The sequence below is a fragment of the Micromonospora sp. WMMD1102 genome (assembly GCF_029626265.1).
Classification (GTDB): domain Bacteria; phylum Actinomycetota; class Actinomycetes; order Mycobacteriales; family Micromonosporaceae; genus Plantactinospora.
This window is the reverse complement of record NZ_JARUBN010000001.1, coordinates 376,086-391,760: the sequence shown is the minus strand read 5'-3', so window position 1 is coordinate 391,760 and position 15,675 is coordinate 376,086. Positions and strand designations below refer to the sequence as shown.

Annotated in this window: 17 protein-coding genes; 8 read left to right on the top strand and 9 right to left on the bottom strand. The window is 70.9% G+C overall.

Annotated features, from left to right (window positions below; all coding sequences use genetic code 11):
• Positions 1-2 precede the first annotated feature (2 nt).
• The 3 genes from O7626_RS02005 to O7626_RS01995 are packed head-to-tail and all read right to left on the bottom strand — an operon-like array spanning position 3 to position 1,898.
• Positions 3-191, bottom strand: a complete 189-nt coding sequence (locus O7626_RS02005; protein ID WP_278058655.1) for a hypothetical protein — start codon at positions 189-191, stop codon at positions 3-5.
• On the bottom strand, positions 184-612 hold the full coding sequence (locus tag O7626_RS02000; RefSeq protein ID WP_278058653.1) for a hypothetical protein: 429 nt from the start codon (positions 610-612) through the stop codon (positions 184-186). The genes O7626_RS02005 and O7626_RS02000 overlap by 8 nt, the downstream gene beginning before the upstream one ends.
• A 53-nt stretch (positions 613-665) precedes the next feature.
• Complete coding sequence (locus tag O7626_RS01995; protein ID WP_278066030.1) at positions 666-1,898, bottom strand: helix-turn-helix transcriptional regulator; 1,233 nt, start codon at positions 1,896-1,898, stop codon at positions 666-668.
• A gap of 457 nt (positions 1,899-2,355) precedes the next feature.
• Between O7626_RS01995 and O7626_RS01990 the strand changes: the two genes are divergently transcribed.
• The gene (locus O7626_RS01990) at positions 2,356-2,967 is read left to right on the top strand and encodes a GNAT family N-acetyltransferase (protein WP_278058651.1); all 612 of its coding nucleotides are present in this window, start codon (positions 2,356-2,358) and stop codon (positions 2,965-2,967) included.
• A 22-nt stretch (positions 2,968-2,989) separates the two neighbouring features.
• Here the strand turns inward: O7626_RS01990 and O7626_RS01985 are convergent, their stop codons facing one another.
• Positions 2,990-3,160, bottom strand: a complete 171-nt coding sequence (locus tag O7626_RS01985) for a hypothetical protein (RefSeq protein ID WP_278058649.1) — start codon at positions 3,158-3,160, stop codon at positions 2,990-2,992.
• 127 nt (positions 3,161-3,287) lie between these two features.
• Here O7626_RS01985 and O7626_RS01980 point away from each other — a divergent pair, with 127 nt between their 5' ends.
• The 3 genes from O7626_RS01980 (at position 3,288) to O7626_RS01970 (ending at position 7,750) form a co-directional block, all read left to right on the top strand.
• Positions 3,288-5,597, top strand: coding sequence for an MMPL family transporter (locus tag O7626_RS01980; protein WP_278058647.1), 2,310 nt, complete (start codon positions 3,288-3,290; stop codon positions 5,595-5,597).
• Positions 5,598-5,732: 135 nt separating this feature from the next.
• Positions 5,733-6,692, top strand: coding sequence for an alpha/beta hydrolase (locus O7626_RS01975; protein WP_278058645.1), 960 nt, complete (start codon positions 5,733-5,735; stop codon positions 6,690-6,692).
• 62 nt (positions 6,693-6,754) lie between these two features.
• The gene (locus O7626_RS01970; protein ID WP_278058643.1) at positions 6,755-7,750 is read left to right on the top strand and encodes a chlorophyllase; all 996 of its coding nucleotides are present in this window, start codon (positions 6,755-6,757) and stop codon (positions 7,748-7,750) included.
• A 120-nt stretch (positions 7,751-7,870) separates the two neighbouring features.
• On the opposite strand, the gene O7626_RS01965 is transcribed toward O7626_RS01970, so the two are convergent.
• The 4 genes from O7626_RS01965 to O7626_RS01950 all read right to left on the bottom strand — a co-directional run bounded on the left by O7626_RS01965 (position 7,871) and on the right by O7626_RS01950 (position 12,370).
• A complete protein-coding gene (locus O7626_RS01965) occupies positions 7,871-9,124 on the bottom strand; it encodes a hypothetical protein (protein WP_278058641.1) in 1,254 nt (417 codons plus the stop codon).
• Between the two features lie 409 nt (positions 9,125-9,533).
• Positions 9,534-10,487 (bottom strand): zinc-binding dehydrogenase, encoded by a 954-nt coding sequence (locus tag O7626_RS01960; protein WP_278058639.1) that lies wholly within the window; start codon positions 10,485-10,487, stop codon positions 9,534-9,536.
• 122 nt (positions 10,488-10,609) lie between these two features.
• Positions 10,610-11,836, bottom strand: coding sequence for an NADP-dependent malic enzyme (locus O7626_RS01955; RefSeq protein WP_278058637.1), 1,227 nt, complete (start codon positions 11,834-11,836; stop codon positions 10,610-10,612).
• A 171-nt stretch (positions 11,837-12,007) separates the two neighbouring features.
• Positions 12,008-12,370 carry a S24/S26 family peptidase gene (locus tag O7626_RS01950; protein ID WP_278058635.1) on the bottom strand — a complete coding sequence of 121 codons (363 nt, stop codon included), beginning with the start codon at positions 12,368-12,370 and terminating at the stop codon, positions 12,008-12,010.
• Positions 12,371-12,453: 83 nt separating this feature from the next.
• Here O7626_RS01950 and sodN point away from each other — a divergent pair, with 83 nt between their 5' ends.
• Positions 12,454-12,861 (top strand): superoxide dismutase, Ni, encoded by a 408-nt coding sequence (gene sodN, locus O7626_RS01945; protein WP_278058633.1) that lies wholly within the window; start codon positions 12,454-12,456, stop codon positions 12,859-12,861.
• A gap of 125 nt (positions 12,862-12,986) precedes the next feature.
• Positions 12,987-13,394 carry an anti-sigma regulatory factor gene (locus tag O7626_RS01940; RefSeq protein WP_278058631.1) on the top strand — a complete coding sequence of 136 codons (408 nt, stop codon included), beginning with the start codon at positions 12,987-12,989 and terminating at the stop codon, positions 13,392-13,394.
• A gap of 77 nt (positions 13,395-13,471) precedes the next feature.
• On the opposite strand, the gene O7626_RS01935 is transcribed toward O7626_RS01940, so the two are convergent.
• Entirely contained in the window at positions 13,472-13,873 is a 402-nt protein-coding gene (locus O7626_RS01935) for a hypothetical protein (RefSeq protein WP_278058629.1), read from the bottom strand.
• Between the two features lie 41 nt (positions 13,874-13,914).
• Here O7626_RS01935 and O7626_RS01930 point away from each other — a divergent pair, with 41 nt between their 5' ends.
• Positions 13,915-14,868 (top strand): diacylglycerol kinase family protein, encoded by a 954-nt coding sequence (locus O7626_RS01930; protein WP_278058627.1) that lies wholly within the window; start codon positions 13,915-13,917, stop codon positions 14,866-14,868.
• Positions 14,869-15,296: 428 nt separating this feature from the next.
• Positions 15,297-15,554 (top strand): WhiB family transcriptional regulator, encoded by a 258-nt coding sequence (locus O7626_RS01925; protein ID WP_278058625.1) that lies wholly within the window; start codon positions 15,297-15,299, stop codon positions 15,552-15,554.
• Positions 15,555-15,675: the final 121 nt, after the last annotated feature.

Below are 15,675 nucleotides of genomic sequence, written 5' to 3'. Positions count from 1 at the left end.
GGTCAGGCAGCGCGGGGATCGGTGAGGCCGAGCCGTTCGCGGAGTTCCTGCCGTCGCTGCGGGGTCCAGTGCCGGTCGGCGTCGGCGAGTTTCCGCCGGATGTCATCGCGGACCAGTTGTCGACGGACGGCTTCGGTGACGTACGCGTCGGTGCCCGGCTCGGGTTCGAGTGAGGCGGCTTCTTCAGTCACGGTGGGCACCGGCCGGCCAGACCACGGAGACAGGAACGCCCTCTTCTCGCGCATACTGCACGACGTCTGCGGTTCCGCCGTACGCACGGGCCGGTTCGCCATCCCACACCGCGATGAGATGATCGGCACCGTCCACCATGACTCGGCTCGCGTCCATGTGAGCCTCGGCCGTCGATTCTCGATGCACACATCTGTGTACGACAACCGCGCGAGCGAACAGTTCGTCATACTCGGCCCGTGCGTTCTCGGGAAGGCCGTCGCGGTACTCGTCGGCAGGCACCACCGCTTCGAGGCTTCCACCTCTGTTCAACACGGCACGGGCGAATATCTGGTCCGCGCCGTCGGCCAGGCAGGACACCCCGATCAACGGTGGACCGCCAGACCCGAGCTGGGTCAACAAGCCGTTGATCCCGTCGGCCACCAGCTCCGCGACATGAGGGGACAGTCCTCGATGACCACTTACGGCTACTCGCGTCAAAGGTCCTCCCGATAGTTGGAGTACAAGCGTTCGTCAAGGGCGGCCCCTGCCTGACCCGAGCGTTTGCCAAGCCTGTTCCGGAAGTCTGCTACGGCACGCGTGACGCGCTCCGAGTCGTAGGTCTTCCCCACGTCGAACGCCTCGGCGGCAACCCGGCACGCCTCGTCCAGGTTGCCCGACTGAACAAGCACGTCGGCTCGCAGCAGATCCATCACCGCGCGCGGTTTTGGCGCCTGAGCGGGGTCACTTGCGATGCGCAGCGCCTTCTCGGCGACATCCACTTGCCCCAGAGATCCGGCGGCCTGCGCCCGAAATCCGGCCAGCTTCCGCTCGTCGAAGCGGAAGATCCACGGCCACACGGGTTCGTCGGTAGCTGCGCGGGCAAGTCGGGTCTCGGCGTTGTCCAACTTGTTGAGTGCGTTCCGGTCCCTGACCTGTGCCAAGGCAATCGCCTCGATCGCGTCCATCCAGATGCCGGCGATAACCGGCGCCGACCTGGGGAGTCGGTGCCGCGCGCTCGCGACCAGTCGTACGCTCTGCGCCGCATCTCCACAGTTGGCGGCGAACTGCCCCATACTCGCCTGCATGTACGCCGGTAGCAGCGGGTGCCCTGAGCGCTCGGCCGCCCGTGTAGCGAGTTGGTAGTGGCGTCGGGCGTTCGCCCGATCCTCCACGTCCACGTACAGCCACGCCGCGAGCCCGGCAGTTTCGCTGAGTACTGCGAACAACCGGCGGACATGTGCTGGCGAGTGCCCATTACGCGCGGCAAGTTGGCGGATCAGCGCAAGGTGTGCGCTGACCGGCGCGATCAGGCTCCGCGAGGGAAGCCGCTGTTCGAGCCGGCGGTACGTGGCAGACGGAATCGTCAGTAACCGTTCCTCGTCTTGAGATTCGACGGGAACGGCACCCGCGACGGTGCCGACGAGCGCGATCCCCGAAGCACCTGCGGTGCCCGCTAGAAACTGGCGGCGGTTCGTGTCGTCCTCCTGGTCATCAAGCAAGCCGGCGAGCGGCCTCGGTATGCCCAAGCCGTCGCATAATGCCCGCACTGTACGGATGCCCGGCTCCTTGCTCTGGCCGTTCAACAGCCGCGATACGTGCGGCTGCGAGATGCCGACCGCTACCGCGATATCGGTCTGCGATGCTCCCGTCTCTCGGACGAGGACCTGAAGCACGGTCGACCAGTCACCGGAGCGGAGCGCACGTCTGATCTCGGCCCGGTCGAGCATCTCCACCGGCGCCCTGATCACTGAAGTACGCCCGTGAAGTGGGGGAACATCGCGGGCACCGCAGGTGTCACCGGTCTGGTAACACCTCCTGGCTCGGAGTGGTGTCGGACTCTCGCGCTTCCACTATGCCCCTTCCCTAAGTGATCGACATACATCCAGGTATAGCCGGGCGGCTCATATTCCTCCATGAGTGGCTGTCACGGCCAGTGATCTGCACGCTTCGCATTGTCGTCCAAGGTCGCGCCGACAGAAACCCTCCGTCAGCGCCTCAGCCTCGCCGCCGGTACCCACCGATCGGCTCCCTGCCGTCACGTGACGAGGGCTCCGTGCCGGTAGGTGAATGGTGGGGCGTACGTCCCACAGGCGTACGCCCCACCAGAACGTCCATCTGTCGATTCACGCCGCCCGACTACCGCAGTGCTCGTCGCCCATGTGTCCTAAGTCGAGGAGGAGCCCGATGCGTCAGCTACCGAGGATCGTGCCGGTCGAGTCGGACGACGACGTCCGCCGGGTCGCCCGGCTGGTCGCCGAGGCGTGGTGCGAGTTCGACCAGGCCGCCTGGCTGGTTCCGAACCGGCTCCAACGACGGATGATCCTCGGCGAGGTCGCCCGGATCCACATCGAACACGCCACGTTCTACGGCACGGTCGGCATGCTCGCCGACGGCACCGCCGCGACCGTCTGGTTCGACCGCTACCGCCCCATGCCGCCACCGCTTGACTACTGGTCGCGGCTGGCCGACGTCGCGGGCGGCAACCTGTCCCGGTTCATGCTGCTGGACAAGCTGCTCGACGGAAACCGGCCCGGTGAGGGGCACGAACAGTTGGCGTTCGTCGCGGTGGCGTCCGGCTTCCGGAAGGACGGCCGGGGTCGGCGACTGGTGCGGCAGCACCTGGCCAAGCTCGACCGGGCCGGGATCACGACGTACGCGGACGCGGCCACGACCGTCGCCCGGGAGTTCTACCGAAGCCTCGGATACCGTCCGGTGCACGCGATCCCCGTCCCGGACGGCAGCCGGATCTGCCTGCTGCGGCGGGCGCCGAACACCGGCGACGGCACGGAGGCGTGACCGCGCACCGATATGGAGCCTGTCAGCCGAGGGCGAGCCAGCCGACCAGTGCGACCACCACGACGACGGCGAGCGCGATCCCGATGATGAGCGGCAGTCGGGACGGCGGTTCGGCGGCGGCTGCCTCCGGGGACTGGGCGAACGCCCGGAACGCCTCGGTGTTGCCGCTCGGGTCAGGGTGCTGATCAACCATGTCGAGCACGATAGCGAACCGCCGCACATGGTCGGGCCTGCCCTACCGGCGTCGTTCCGTATTCCCTACCCCTGACCAGGGTGCCCGCCGGATCGATCCCGCTCGCTCCGGCTCATAGCGTCGGGGCATGACGACGCCGACGACTCTGCCGCCGACCGGCACCGGCACCGCGCCCTCCCCCGAGGGCAGCCCTGCCCCCTCCCGCCGGAGCAGCCTGGCCGCCGCGGGCTCCCGACAGAGCAACCTGGCCGGGCGGATCGCCGGCTGGAGCGCCCGGCACCGACGTGCGGCCGTACTCGGCTGGCTGTTGTTCGTGGTCGCGGCGACCGCGCTCAGCGCCGTCGTCGGGACGGTCGAGGTGCAGAGCAGCGAGTCGGGGCACGGCGACTCCCGCCGGGCGGACGAGATCATCGCCGCCGCCGGCTTCCCGGACCGGGCCGCCGAGATGGTACTGGTGCAGAGCGACACCCTGGTCGCGGACGATCCCGCCTTCCGGGCCGCCGTCGCCGATACCACCGCCGCCGTCGAGCGCACCGGCCGGGTGCTGGACGTACGCTCCGACGCGGTCTCCGCCGACCGGCACGCCGTACTCGTCACATTCGATCTGACCGGGCCGGCCGAGGATGCCGCCGACCGGGTCGGGCCGGTACGCGACGCGGTCGCCGCCGTGCAGCGCGCACATCCCGAGCTGTACGTGGCGCAGACCGGCGGGGCCAGCATCGGCGAGGCGATCGGCCGGACCTTGGACGCCGACATGCACCGGCTGTCGATGCTCTCCATTCCGGTGACGCTCGGCATCCTGGTCATCGCGTTCGGGGCGCTGCTCGCCGCCGTACTGCCGATGGGGTTGGCCCTGACCGCGTTCCTCGGTTCGCTCGGGCTGCTCGCGGTGGTCAGCCGGATCGCCCCGGCGGTCGACACCACGATGCACCTGATGCTGTTGATGGGGCTCGCGGTCGGGGTCGACTACTGCCTCTTCTACCTGCGCCGGGAGCGGGAGGAGCGGGCCCGGGGCGCCAGCGCCGAGCGGGCGCTGGCGATCGCCGCCGCCACCTCCGGCCGGTCGGTGCTGATCTCGGCGCTCACCGTGATCATCGCGATGTCCGGGATGTTCCTGACCCAGGACGCCACGTTCGTCAGTATGGCCACCGGCACCATCCTGGTGGTCGCGACCGCCGGCGTCGGGTCGCTGACCGTACTGCCGGCGGTGCTGAGCAAGCTCGGCGACCGGATCGACCTCGGTCGGGTACCCGGGATCTACCGCCGCCAGTCGAGCGGCCGGTTCTGGCGGGCGACAATGCGGGTGGTGCTGCGCCGGCCCGGGGTCTCCGCCACGCTGGCCGCCGCCGCCCTGCTGGTCCTGGCGGTGCCGCTGCTCGGCATGCGGACCGCCGAGGAGGATGTCACCGCGTTGCGGAAATCGGCCCCGGCGCTGAGCGCCTTCGTGCATGTCAAGGCCGCCTTTCCCGGCGGCGCCGAGCCGGCGGTGCTGGCGATCCGGGCGGACGACGTGACGACCCCGGCGCTTACCGCCGCGATCGCCGAGCTGAAGACCCGGGCGCTGGCCACCGGGCAGTTGCACGAGCCGGTCTCGGTCGAGGTCAACCCGGACCGGACGGTCGCGGTGGTCAAGGTGGGACTCGCCGGCTCCGGTGTCGACGCCGCCTCCGAGCAGGCGGTACGCACCCTGCGCGAACAGGTCGTGCCACGGACCGTGCAGGGCGTCGACGGTGCGGAGGTACTGGTGACCGGCCAGGCCGCCGACTCGGTCGACTTCAATGCGGCGCTGGCCCGCAGCGTGCCACTGGTCTTCGGCTTCGTGCTGGGGCTGGCGTTCCTGCTGATGCTCGTCTCGTTCCGCTCCGTGGTGGTGGCGGCGACCGCGATCGTGCTGAACCTGCTCTCGGTGGCCGCCGCGTACGGGCTGCTGGTGCTGGTTTTTCAGCACGGCTGGGGCGAGGCGCTGCTGGGCTTCGAGTCGGTCGGGTCGATCACCAACTGGGTGCCGCTGTTCCTCTTCGTGATCCTCTTCGGGTTGTCGATGGACTACCACGTCTTCGTGCTGAGCCGGATCCGGGAGGGGCACGACCGGGGCTGGCCGAGCAGGCTCGCGGTCTCCCGGGGCATCCGGGGTACCGCCGGGGTGATCACCAGCGCGGCCGTGGTGATGGTCGCGGTCTTCGCCCTCTTCACCACCGGGACCCTGGTGTCGATGAAGGAACTCGGCTTCGGCCTGGCGGTCGCGGTACTCATCGACGCGACGGTGGTCCGGGCGGTGCTGCTGCCGGCGGTGATGGTGCTGCTCGGCGAGCGGAACTGGTACCTGCCCAGGTGGCTGGGCTGGCTGCCCCGGCTCTCGCACGAGGAGCCCCCGGACGCCCTGCCGCCAACCGAGCCGATCGGGGCCGAGCCGATCGGGGCAGAGCCAGGACGCTGAGACGATCTTTCGGGGGGACGGGTTGCCTGGCAACCCGAATCGGGGGCGGACGGCGGGACAAACCGTCCGGGTGGGCGCCGTACGAGGGCCGGAAAGCTGGCCTCGTACGGCGTTCCACCATCTAGCGTCGACGCTGTGCGCGTGAACCCCTTGGTCGCGGGGCTCTTCGCCCTGCTGCTGCCGATCGCGCTCACCGTCGGCGGGTGGGTGGTCGCCGCTCCGGCTCCCGCGGCACCGCCCGGGTCAGCCCCGAATCGGACGTACGCGGTCGGCGTGCGTACGCTCGATCTCGGTCGCGGCACCGCCCGCCCGCTCCCGGTCACGGTCTGGTATCCGGCCAGGGACGACGGCACCCGGGACGACGGCAGCCGCGTCCCGGCAGCCACGCCGCGCCGGGACGTCCCGGTCGCGGCCGGGAGGTTCCCGATCGTGCTGTTCAGCCACGGCCTGCACAGTCTGCCCGAGTTGCACGCCCCGCTGACCTCCCGGTGGGCCGCCGCCGGTTTCGTCGTCGCCGCGCCGGCCTATCCGCACACCAAGCGCGCGGCCCGCCGGTTCGACCGGGGCGACATCCGCCGCCAACCGGGTGACGCCTGGCGGGTGGTCCAGCATCTGCGCCGGCTCGACCGGGTCGACGGGGACCGGTTCGCCGGGCATCTGGCGGTGAACCGGATCGGCGCGGTGGGGCACTCCGCCGGTGGCTACACCACGGCCGGCCTGTTCGCCCCGGGGCATTCGGAGTGGCTGCGCGGCGGCATCGTGCTCGGTGGTGCCGGGATGCCCGGGGCCAGCTTCGGCGGGCCGGCGGCACCGCTGCTCTTCGTGCACGGCGACTCGGACCGCGTCGTACCGGTGACCCGGAGCCGGGACGCCTTCCGCCGGGTGCCCTGGCCCAAGGCGTTCCTCACCGTACGCGGCCAGGGGCACGGCGAGTACCTGATCCCCGGCCGACGCGGCTTCACCCAGGTGCTGACCGCGACGACGGAGTTCCTGCGCTGGACGCTCTACGGCGACCCCCGTGCGCGGCGTGACCTCCCCACCGGCGCCGCCGCCCCCGGGATCACCGTCTTCGCCGACCGCCTGCACGCACCGTGAACGAGCCGCACCGGTGGGTGCGGAACGGGTCGGCCGGTCGGTGGGCGGGGCAGAATCGGGTCATGTTCCGACGTCCCCTCCGGGCCACGCTCGCCGCAGCGACCGCCACGACGATCCTGGCCGCGAGCCTGGCCGGCTGCTCCACCGGGTCGGACCGTCCGGCCGCCGACCGGGCCGCGCCGCCGGAACGTCCGACTCCGGGCGCCACCGCCCCGACCAGTCCGGCCCTGGCCGGTGTCGCGCCGGGCCGCCGCTTCGCGGTCGGGGTACGGGAGCTGAGCTACCACCGGGGCGGTGACCGCAGGCTGCCGGTCACCGTCTGGTATCCGGCCGCCGGGGCAGCGGGCGGCTCCCCGGACCGTGGCGCCCGGGTCGCCGCCGGACGGTTCCCGCTGGTGCTGTTCAGCCACGGTCTGACCGGCCGGCCGTCGGACTACCGGGCCCTGCTGACCCGCTGGGCGGCGGCCGGGTTCGTGGTGGTGGCTCCGCGTTATCCGCACACCAGCCGGGGCGCCGCGGAACTCCAGATCCTCGACGTGGTCAACCAGCCGGCCGACGCGTCGTTCGTGCTGACCCGGGTGCTGGCCCTGAACCGGGCGGCCGGGGACCCGCTGCGTGGCCGGCTCGCCGTCGACCGGGTGGCCGCCGCCGGGCACTCGGCGGGGGGCGTGACCACGATCGGGCTCTTCACCGTGGGCCGGGACGTCCGGCTGGACGCCGGCATCGTGCTCGCCGGCACCGCGCTCGGCGTCGGCACCGGGTTCACGGGTACGCCGGCTCCGCAGCTCTTCGTGCACGGCGAGCGCGACGACGTGGTCTCGTACCAGGCGGGCAAGGCGGCGTACGACCGGGTTCCCTGGCCGAAGGCGATGATGACGCTGCCGGACGGCGACCACCGTGGCGCGCTGCTCGGCGACGACGAGCAGGGCCTCGACGTGGTGGCCGACACGACCGTCGAGTTCCTCCGCTGGACCCTGTACGGCGACGACCGGGCACTGCGCCGGCTGCCGGACCAGGCCACCCGGGGCGGCCTGGCCAGCCTCGACGACCGGTTGTAGCGAACGCGGCCTTGCGCGGCTGTTCTGCCGGCGGAAGCCGGGCGCCGCAGTTCCGCCGGGACGGGCGGGCGCGGCCGGTCCTGGCCTGACCGACCGCGCCCTGGGTGGGGGTGGGCGGAGCTAACCCACCACCGGCTTCCGGTTGTCCGCGTAGAGGTTCGTCGACCGGTCCCAGCGGATACCGGCCTGGTCGGGCCGGGCTATCACGCCGTACCTGTGGTTGCGTCCGAAGACGTTGCGACTCAGCCGGATGTTCGCGGCATTGAGGTCGGTCCGTATGCCGATCGAATAGTTTCCGCCGTTGCAGTAATTGCCCTCGAAGAGCAGATTCGACACGATCGGTCCGGTGGTGGATCCGATCATCAGACAGGCGTTGAACGGATCCTTGGTCACCGGGTTGTACGCCTCCAGCGAGTTGCCCCGGATCACGATGTTGGAGGCGCCGGTGGTCTGGAGCGTGTCGTTGTGCGATCCCGGCCCCCGCGTCAGGTGGTGGATCCAGGAATCCTCGACTACCACGTCACTGCCGAGCCGGGGGCCGTCGATGACGTTGCTGATGTCGACCCGGCGCAGTGTGTATTCGCCGCAGCAGACCGCCGCCGAGTTCTTTCCCAATCCGTTGATCTCGACGTCTTCCACCACCAGGTTGACGGCGTCGATGGTGCGGATCGAGTAGTTCCCGCCGCAGGTGATCCGGGACTTGCGGAGTACGACGTTCTTCGCCGTGACGGTGACGCAGCCGGTGATGTTCAGGCCGCTGACCACCTGGCCGTCCTGGGTGAGCTTGAGCGAGCCGGAGGCGCGCAGTGCGGTGCTGGCCGGCACGCCGGTGTTGTCGGGGCCGGGGAATGTCGACGGCGCCCGGCTGGTCGGTGCCCTGGTCACGGTCGCGGCGGCGGCGGAGTCGGAGGCGTCCGGCGAGTCGCCCGGGGTGGGGGTGCCGGGGTCGGGGGCGGGCGTCGGCTTACCGGCCGACGGCAGGTCCCCGGCGGCCACCGGCTGGCCGTTCCAGGTCGACATGACGATCGTGGCGGGTGCCTCGGGCGAGTGCACGAAGCCGTTCCTGCAACCGATCACCCGCACCTTGCGGGCCGTGTAGTTGCCGAAGACGATGCCATTCGTCCTTGCTTCCGTGCACTGGATCCTGGTGTTCTCGACCAGCGCCCCGGTGAACCCGTCGAAAATCCGTACGGCATGCGCACCGCCGTACTTGATCGTGCTATTTCTGATCGTGACGTCGTCGGCCTTGATGTGCACGTACCCTTCGATCTTGCGGCCGTCCAGCACGGTCCCGTCGCGGGTGATGGTCATCGAACCGTCGCCACTTCCGGCGACGGCCACACCAATCCCGGCGAGAATGATCCCCAGCGTCACCGAGCCCACCACCAGGGATCGCGGGGTACGCCAGCCGCGCCCGGGGGCACGACGGGATGGCGGTGTCTGTCGATTGTGCTGACCCGCCACAGAGAAACTCATCAAGATCCGACTCCTTCGCCGTACAGATCGTCCTCGATCGCCAGGGGCGGAACGGGACGACTGTACCCGCCGGCCCCAAGCGGATTGAGACGCGAAGGAAGGGACCGAAAATTGAACCTTTATTTTTCCTGAAGTCAGGCTTTACCCCGACTTTCCGGTGCATTGTGGAGAACTTATCCTGCCTCGCTGTCCGTTTTGGAGCGGGGCGGAACGTCCGGATTTTCAGATACTGTCACCGCGCGTGTTCACGGCGTGTCTGCCCGGTGACCACCGGCCTGACGGCCCGGTGGCCTCCAGGGTCCGGACGCTACGCGGTGTGGTCCAGCACCACCTTGCCGAAGGCGGCACCGGAGAGCAGCCGGGCGAACGCCGGAGCCGGCTCGGAGAACGGGTACGTCCCGTCGACCACCGGCCGGATGCCCTGCCGCACCAGGAGTCCGAGCAGCTCGGCCAGCTCCGCCGGGGTACCCATGGACGAGCCGAGGATCTCCAGCTGCATCGCGAAGACCCGGCGGAGGTTCACCGGCGGCTCGTAGCCGGCGGTCGCACCGGAGACGACGATCCGGGCACCCGGGGCGGCCGACTTCAGCGAGTGCTCGAAGGTAGCCGCGCCGACCGTCTCGACCACCACGTCGACCCGCTCCGGCAACCGGGCTCCCGGCTCCACCGCCGTGGCGCCCAGCGCGGCGATTCGCTCCCGCTTGCCCGGGTCGCGGCTGGTCGCGTACACCCGCTTGCCGAGCGCCACCGCGAGCAGCACGGCGGCGGTCGCCACGCCGCCGCCCGCGCCCTGGACCAGCACCGACTCCCCGGCCTCGACCCGCCCACGGGTGGTGAGCATCCGGTACGCGGTCAGCCAGGCCGTCGGCAGGCAGGCCGCGTCGGCGAAGGAGAGTTCGGCCGGCTTGGCCACCAGGTTGGCCCGGGGCACCGCGACCCGCTCGGCGAGCGTGCCGGGATGCCGTTCGGAGAGCAGCGACAGGCCACGGGGGTCGCCGGGATCCGGGATCACCGGATAGAGCACGACCTCGTTGCCGTCCGGGTCGACGCCCGCCGCGTCGCAGCCGAGGATCATCGGGAGCCGGTCGGCGGCCAGCCCGACACCGCGCAGCGACCACAGGTCGTGGTGGTTGAGCGAGCTGGCCCGCACCTGCACCGTCACCCAGTCCGGCTCCGGATGGGCCGGCTCGGGCTGCTCCCCGACGACCAGCGCGGCGAGCGGATCGTCGGCGTCGAACTTCGAGGCGTACGCGGCACGCATGATCAAGACGTTACACCCGGCCCCGAACCGCCGCCCGGCGCCGGCCACCGCGCTGCGGGCCGCGAACCCGCGGCCCGCCGCCGTCGGGCAGGGCGGACACGGGTCGTGCGGGTTCGGCGCGGTCAGCCGCGGGCCACGCCGTCGCGGCGGGCCGCCTCGGACACCGCCTCGGCCACCGCCGGGGCGACCCGAGGGTCGAGCGGGGACGGCACGATGGCGTCGATCCGGAGCTGCCCGTTCCCAACACCGGCCTGGTGCGCACCGTCCGACCAGGCCGCCTCGACCGCGACCGCCGCGATCGCGTCCGCCGCCGCCACCTTCATGCCCTCGGTGATCCGGGTCGCCCGGGCCGCCAGAGCGCCCCGGAAGATGCCCGGGAAGGCGAGCACGTTGTTGATCTGGTTGGGGTAGTCGCTGCGGCCGGTGGCGACCACGGCGGCATACCTGGCGGCCACCTCGGGATGCACCTCTGGCGTCGGGTTGGCCAGGGCGAAGACGGCCCCGCCGGGCGCCATCCCGGCGACCGCGTCCTCCGGGATCTGTCCACCGGAGACCCCGACCAGCACGTCGGCGTCGCGCAGCGCCTCGGTGATCCCGCCGACCCGGCCGGCGGCGTTTGTCAGCTCGGCCAGCTCCGCCTTGACCGGGGTCAGGTCCGGCCGGCCGCCGTGCAGGATGCCCCGAGAGTCGCAGACCACCAGCTCGTCCGGGCTGACCCCGCCGGCGATCAGCATCTTCGTCACCGCGACACCGGCCGCGCCCGCGCCGCTGACCACCACCCGCAGATCGCCGAGCTTGCGGCTGAGCAGCGTCGCGGCGTTGCGCAGCGCGGCGAGCACCACCACCGCGGTGCCGTGCTGGTCGTCGTGGAAGACCGGGATCGGCAGCGCCTCGTCCAGCCGGCGCTCGATCTCGAAGCACCGGGGCGCGCTGATGTCCTCCAGGTTGATGCCGCCGAACGACGGCGCCAGCGCGGTCACCACCGAGACGATCTCGTCGACGTCCTGGGTGTCCAGACAGATTGGCACCGCGTCCACCCCGCCGAACTGCTTGAAGAGCACCGCCTTGCCCTCCATCACCGGCATCGCGGCGCGCGGCCCGATGTTGCCCAGCCCCAGCACCGCCGAGCCGTCGGTGACCACCGCGACGGTGTGCGGGACCCAGGTGTACTCGTCCACCAGCGCGGGGTCGGCGGCGATCGCCTCGCAGACCCGGGCGACCCCCGGGGTGTACGCCAGGGAGAGGTCCTCCCGCGTGCCCAGCGGTACGGTCGAGGCGACCGCCAGCTTACCGCCCCGGTGCAGCTCGAAGGCGGGATCGGACGGATCCACGGCGGCGGTGGATGACATGGTGACTCCAGGGATCGGGATCGCGAAACGAATTCGATAGCGGCCGGTGGGACGCGAGATCGGCGGTCGCCGGCAGCTGTGCGGGGATCACCCGGGTATGGACTACAGAGCATAGTGGCGTCCCGACGGCGCTGTTGCCCCGCAGGGGTCATCCGGTTGCCCCGCTGGGGGTCATCCGGCCCGGCGGTGGAACCACGTCGGGCGGGGCCAGTAGCGGGCCACCACCCGGCCGAGCACGTCGGCCACCCCGTGCACCCGGGAGTCGTCGGTGGCCAGCGGGTTGTCGCCGTGCAGTTCCCAGCCACCGTCGCGCTGGCGTACCGCGCGCTTGACGACCAACAGGTCCGGGCGGGTGCGGAAGACGCCGACGACCACGTCACCGGCGCGGACGGCGCGACCTCCACGCCGGACCAGCACCGCGTCGCCGTGCCGCAGGGTCGGCACCATCGACGGCCCGACCACGAGTACGGCGAAGACCGGTGCAGCGGGCCGGCCACCGGCCGCCGGCGGTCGGGCGGAGGCGCCGCTGGACACCCAGTTTCACCTCCGTCCCTTCGGGGACATATCGCAGGAGTACTGTCATCCTGGATCATCACAGACGTGCCTTGGAGGGTCCCATGCGGCTTCCACGCATCTTTACACCACGCATCGTCGCGCATGCCCACTGCGACCTGCCCTGCGGCGTATACGACCCGGCGCAGGCCCGGATCGAGGCTGAGTCGATCAAAGCGATCGACGAGAAGTACGCGGCGAACACCGACCCCGAGTTCCGCACCCGGGCTCTGATCATCAAGGAGCAGCGCTCCGAGCTGGTCAAGCACCACCTGTGGGTGCTCTGGACCGACTACTTCAAGCCCCCGCACTTCGAGAAGTACCCGCAACTGCACCAGCTCTTCAACGAGGCCACCAAGCTCGCCGGTGGTGGTGGCGGCACCAAGGCCAGCACCGACGCGTCCAAGGCCGACGAGCTGTTGCAGAAGATCGACGAGATCGCGAAGATCTTCTGGGAGACCAAGCAGGCGTGAGTTCCGCCACCCGCCCGGCCACCTGGCCCGGCGGGATCTCGTCTCGGCGACGTGCCGGCCGGAGCGGTCCGGTCGGCACGTCGGCGCGACGGGCCGGTAGAGTCCGAGACGGGGGGACAGGCCTGGTGACTTCACTGAGCACACCGCCGACGACCGGCGACGACGTCGTCCTGCTCACCGTGCCCGCCGACGGTGGCTTCCTCGGCGTACTGCGGACAGCGACCGCCGGCCTCGCCGCGCGCCTGCACTTCGCCCTCGACGAGATCGAGGACCTGCGCATCGCCGTCGACGAGGCGTGCGCCATGCTGCTGGCCGTCGCGACCCCGGACGCCGAGCTGGACTGCCGGTTCGCCGTCACCGACGACGCGCTCACCGTCGAGGTCTCGGTGCCCACCGCCCGGGGGGCGCGGCTGCCCTCGGAGTCGTCGTTCGCCTGGAAGGTGCTGACCGCGCTGACCACCTCCGCCTCGGCCGCCGCGACCGGCGACCGGGCCACCATCACACTGCTGACCCGACGCGCCGCCGCGGTCTGAACCCGCGCCCGTCGAACCCGCGCCCGTCGGACCCGCGGCCGTCGAACCCGCGGCCGTCGAACCCGCTTCTCCGCTGGTCAGGCCCGTTCGGTGTCGAAGCCGAGCGCGCGGTTGGTGGCCGTGCTGATCAGCAGCCCGACGACGACCAGCCCTAACGCGATCAACGGTGCACCCAGCCAGGCGAGTCCGCCGAGGATCATGAAGTAGCCGACCGGCAGCAGCATGAGCTGCAGGACGATCGCCGGAGCCCGCGCGGCCGGCCGGCGACGGTCGAGCGCGGTGCCGAGCACCCAGAGCAGCACCGCGCCACCCGCCGCGAAGAGGATGACCAGGAGCGCGGAGAGCAGATCGGTCGCGGTTGCCGTGACCAGCTCGTAGACCAGGAAGAGCGTCAGCAGGGCCAGCCCGACCGCTTCGGCACGCAGCAGCCACACCGCCCAGCGCAGCGGGCCGGGTGCCGGTTCGGGGTCGCTCGTCACGGGCGCCACGATACCGGACGGCTCGCGGTACAGTGCCGCCCATGCGGGCCATCCTGGTGGTCAATCCCAAGGCCACCACCACGACGGGCCGGGGCCGGGACGTTCTCGTCCGCGCGCTCCGCAGCGAGGTGGACCTGACCGTCGCGTACACCCGGCGGCGCGGACACGCGGTCGCGCTGGCCCGGGAGGCTGCCCGGCAGGATGTCGACCTGGTGGTGACGCTGGGCGGGGACGGCACCGTCAACGAGGTGGTCAACGGCCTGATGACCGCCGGTCCCTCGAACAGTGCCGCCGACGACCGGCCACCGGCCGAGGAGTTGCCGGCGCTCGCCGCCGTACCGGGCGGGTCGACGAACGTCTTCGCCCGGGCGCTGGGACTGCCGCGCGAGTGGCCGGAGGCGGCCAGCATGATCCTGGAGGCGCTGCGGGTGGGGCGGGTCCGCACCATCGGGCTGGGCCTGGCCGACGACCGGTACTTCACCTTCTGCGCCGGGCTGGGCATGGACGCGGCGGTGATCCACCGGGTGGAGCGGGCCCGCCACCGTGGTCGGGTCTCCACCCCGAGCCTCTACCTGCGCTCGATCGTCAGCCAGTTCCTGATCGGGGCGGAGCGGCGGCACCCGGCGATCCGGCTGGAGCAACCCGGCGAGATCACCGAGGGTGAGCTGGCCACGGTGATCATCCAGAACACCGCGCCCTGGACGTACGTCGGGGACCGGGAGGTCAATCCGAACCCGGACGCCTCGTTCGACCTGGGCCTGGACGTGCTGGCGCTGCGCCGGCTGCGGGTGCCGAGCACCACCCGGATGGTGACCCAGAGCCTGTCCCGCCGCCCCGACCCGCGCGGCAGGCAGATCCTGCGCCTGCACGACCTGGAGGAGTTCACCCTGGTCGCGGAGCAGCCGCAGGCGTTCCAGCTGGACGGTGACTACCTTGGGGAGCGAAACAAAGTCCGTTTCACCTCCGTGGCGGCTGCACTGCGAGTAATCTGCTGAGCCTGGGGTACAGCACCCGGTAGCGGACCTCTACAGCATGCCACGAGGGCGGTGCCGGAAATGCCAGCAATGTCGGGCGGACTGTACTATATTGATTCTCGGCTGTGGCGCACCGGGTGCCGGCAAGGGCGGAGATCCGGACAAATGGGCCGTGACCTGTCTCACCTGCCCAGAGTTTTTCCGGGCGCTACCCTTGACATCGCGAGAGTTCGTGAAAGTATTCACAAGCGAACTTGAGTTACCGGGACATTGCGTGGGCGCGTTCGTCCGACGGCCGCCGCCCCGCGGGTCCCACAACACAAAGCCTGCTCTCGCGCTGCCGAACCGACGGGCTCCAGATCGTCGTGATCGGCACCGCGGACGCATATAGAAAAGATCCACGAAGCACGAAGCACTGCCGCCCACCCAGATTGAGGAGTGTTGCCGCCATGGACTGGCGCCACCATGCTGCCTGCCGCGACGAAGACCCGGAGCTGTTCTTTCCGATCGGAACGTCCGGTCCGGCCGTCCTGCAGGTCGAGCAGGCCAAGGCCGTCTGCCGGCGTTGCTCCGTGACCGATCAGTGCCTCCAGTGGGCGCTCGAATCCGGTCAGGACGCCGGCGTCTGGGGCGGAATGAGCGAAGAAGAGCGGCGCGCCGTCAAGCGCCGTGGCGGCCTCCGGGTCCTGCGTGCTCACTCTGCCTGACCGACCACACCACGCACAGAACGCCCCGGGGCTCGTTCCCCGGGGCGTTCTTCGTTGCGACCTGACACGTTCCGTCGTTCGCGGAACGCGTTCTGCTGTCGTCGTGACGATGGATAGTGGA

What these genes read in the sequence shown, in the direction of transcription:
- O7626_RS01980 (WP_278058647.1), top strand. Translation starts at nt 3,288, where the DNA reads ATGACGACGCCGACGACTCTGCCGCCGACCGGCACCGGCACCGCGCCC.
- O7626_RS01995 (WP_278066030.1), bottom strand. Translation starts at nt 1,898, where the DNA reads ATGCTCGACCGGGCCGAGATCAGACGTGCGCTCCGCTCCGGTGACTGG.
- sodN (WP_278058633.1), top strand. Translation starts at nt 12,454, where the DNA reads ATGCGGCTTCCACGCATCTTTACACCACGCATCGTCGCGCATGCCCAC.
- O7626_RS01985 (WP_278058649.1), bottom strand. Translation starts at nt 3,160, where the DNA reads ATGGTTGATCAGCACCCTGACCCGAGCGGCAACACCGAGGCGTTCCGG.
- O7626_RS01960 (WP_278058639.1), bottom strand. Translation starts at nt 10,487, where the DNA reads ATGCGTGCCGCGTACGCCTCGAAGTTCGACGCCGACGATCCGCTCGCC.
- O7626_RS01955 (WP_278058637.1), bottom strand. Translation starts at nt 11,836, where the DNA reads ATGTCATCCACCGCCGCCGTGGATCCGTCCGATCCCGCCTTCGAGCTG.
- O7626_RS01925 (WP_278058625.1), top strand. Translation starts at nt 15,297, where the DNA reads ATGGACTGGCGCCACCATGCTGCCTGCCGCGACGAAGACCCGGAGCTG.
- O7626_RS01930 (WP_278058627.1), top strand. Translation starts at nt 13,915, where the DNA reads ATGCGGGCCATCCTGGTGGTCAATCCCAAGGCCACCACCACGACGGGC.
- O7626_RS01990 (WP_278058651.1), top strand. Translation starts at nt 2,356, where the DNA reads ATGCGTCAGCTACCGAGGATCGTGCCGGTCGAGTCGGACGACGACGTC.
- O7626_RS01970 (WP_278058643.1), top strand. Translation starts at nt 6,755, where the DNA reads ATGTTCCGACGTCCCCTCCGGGCCACGCTCGCCGCAGCGACCGCCACG.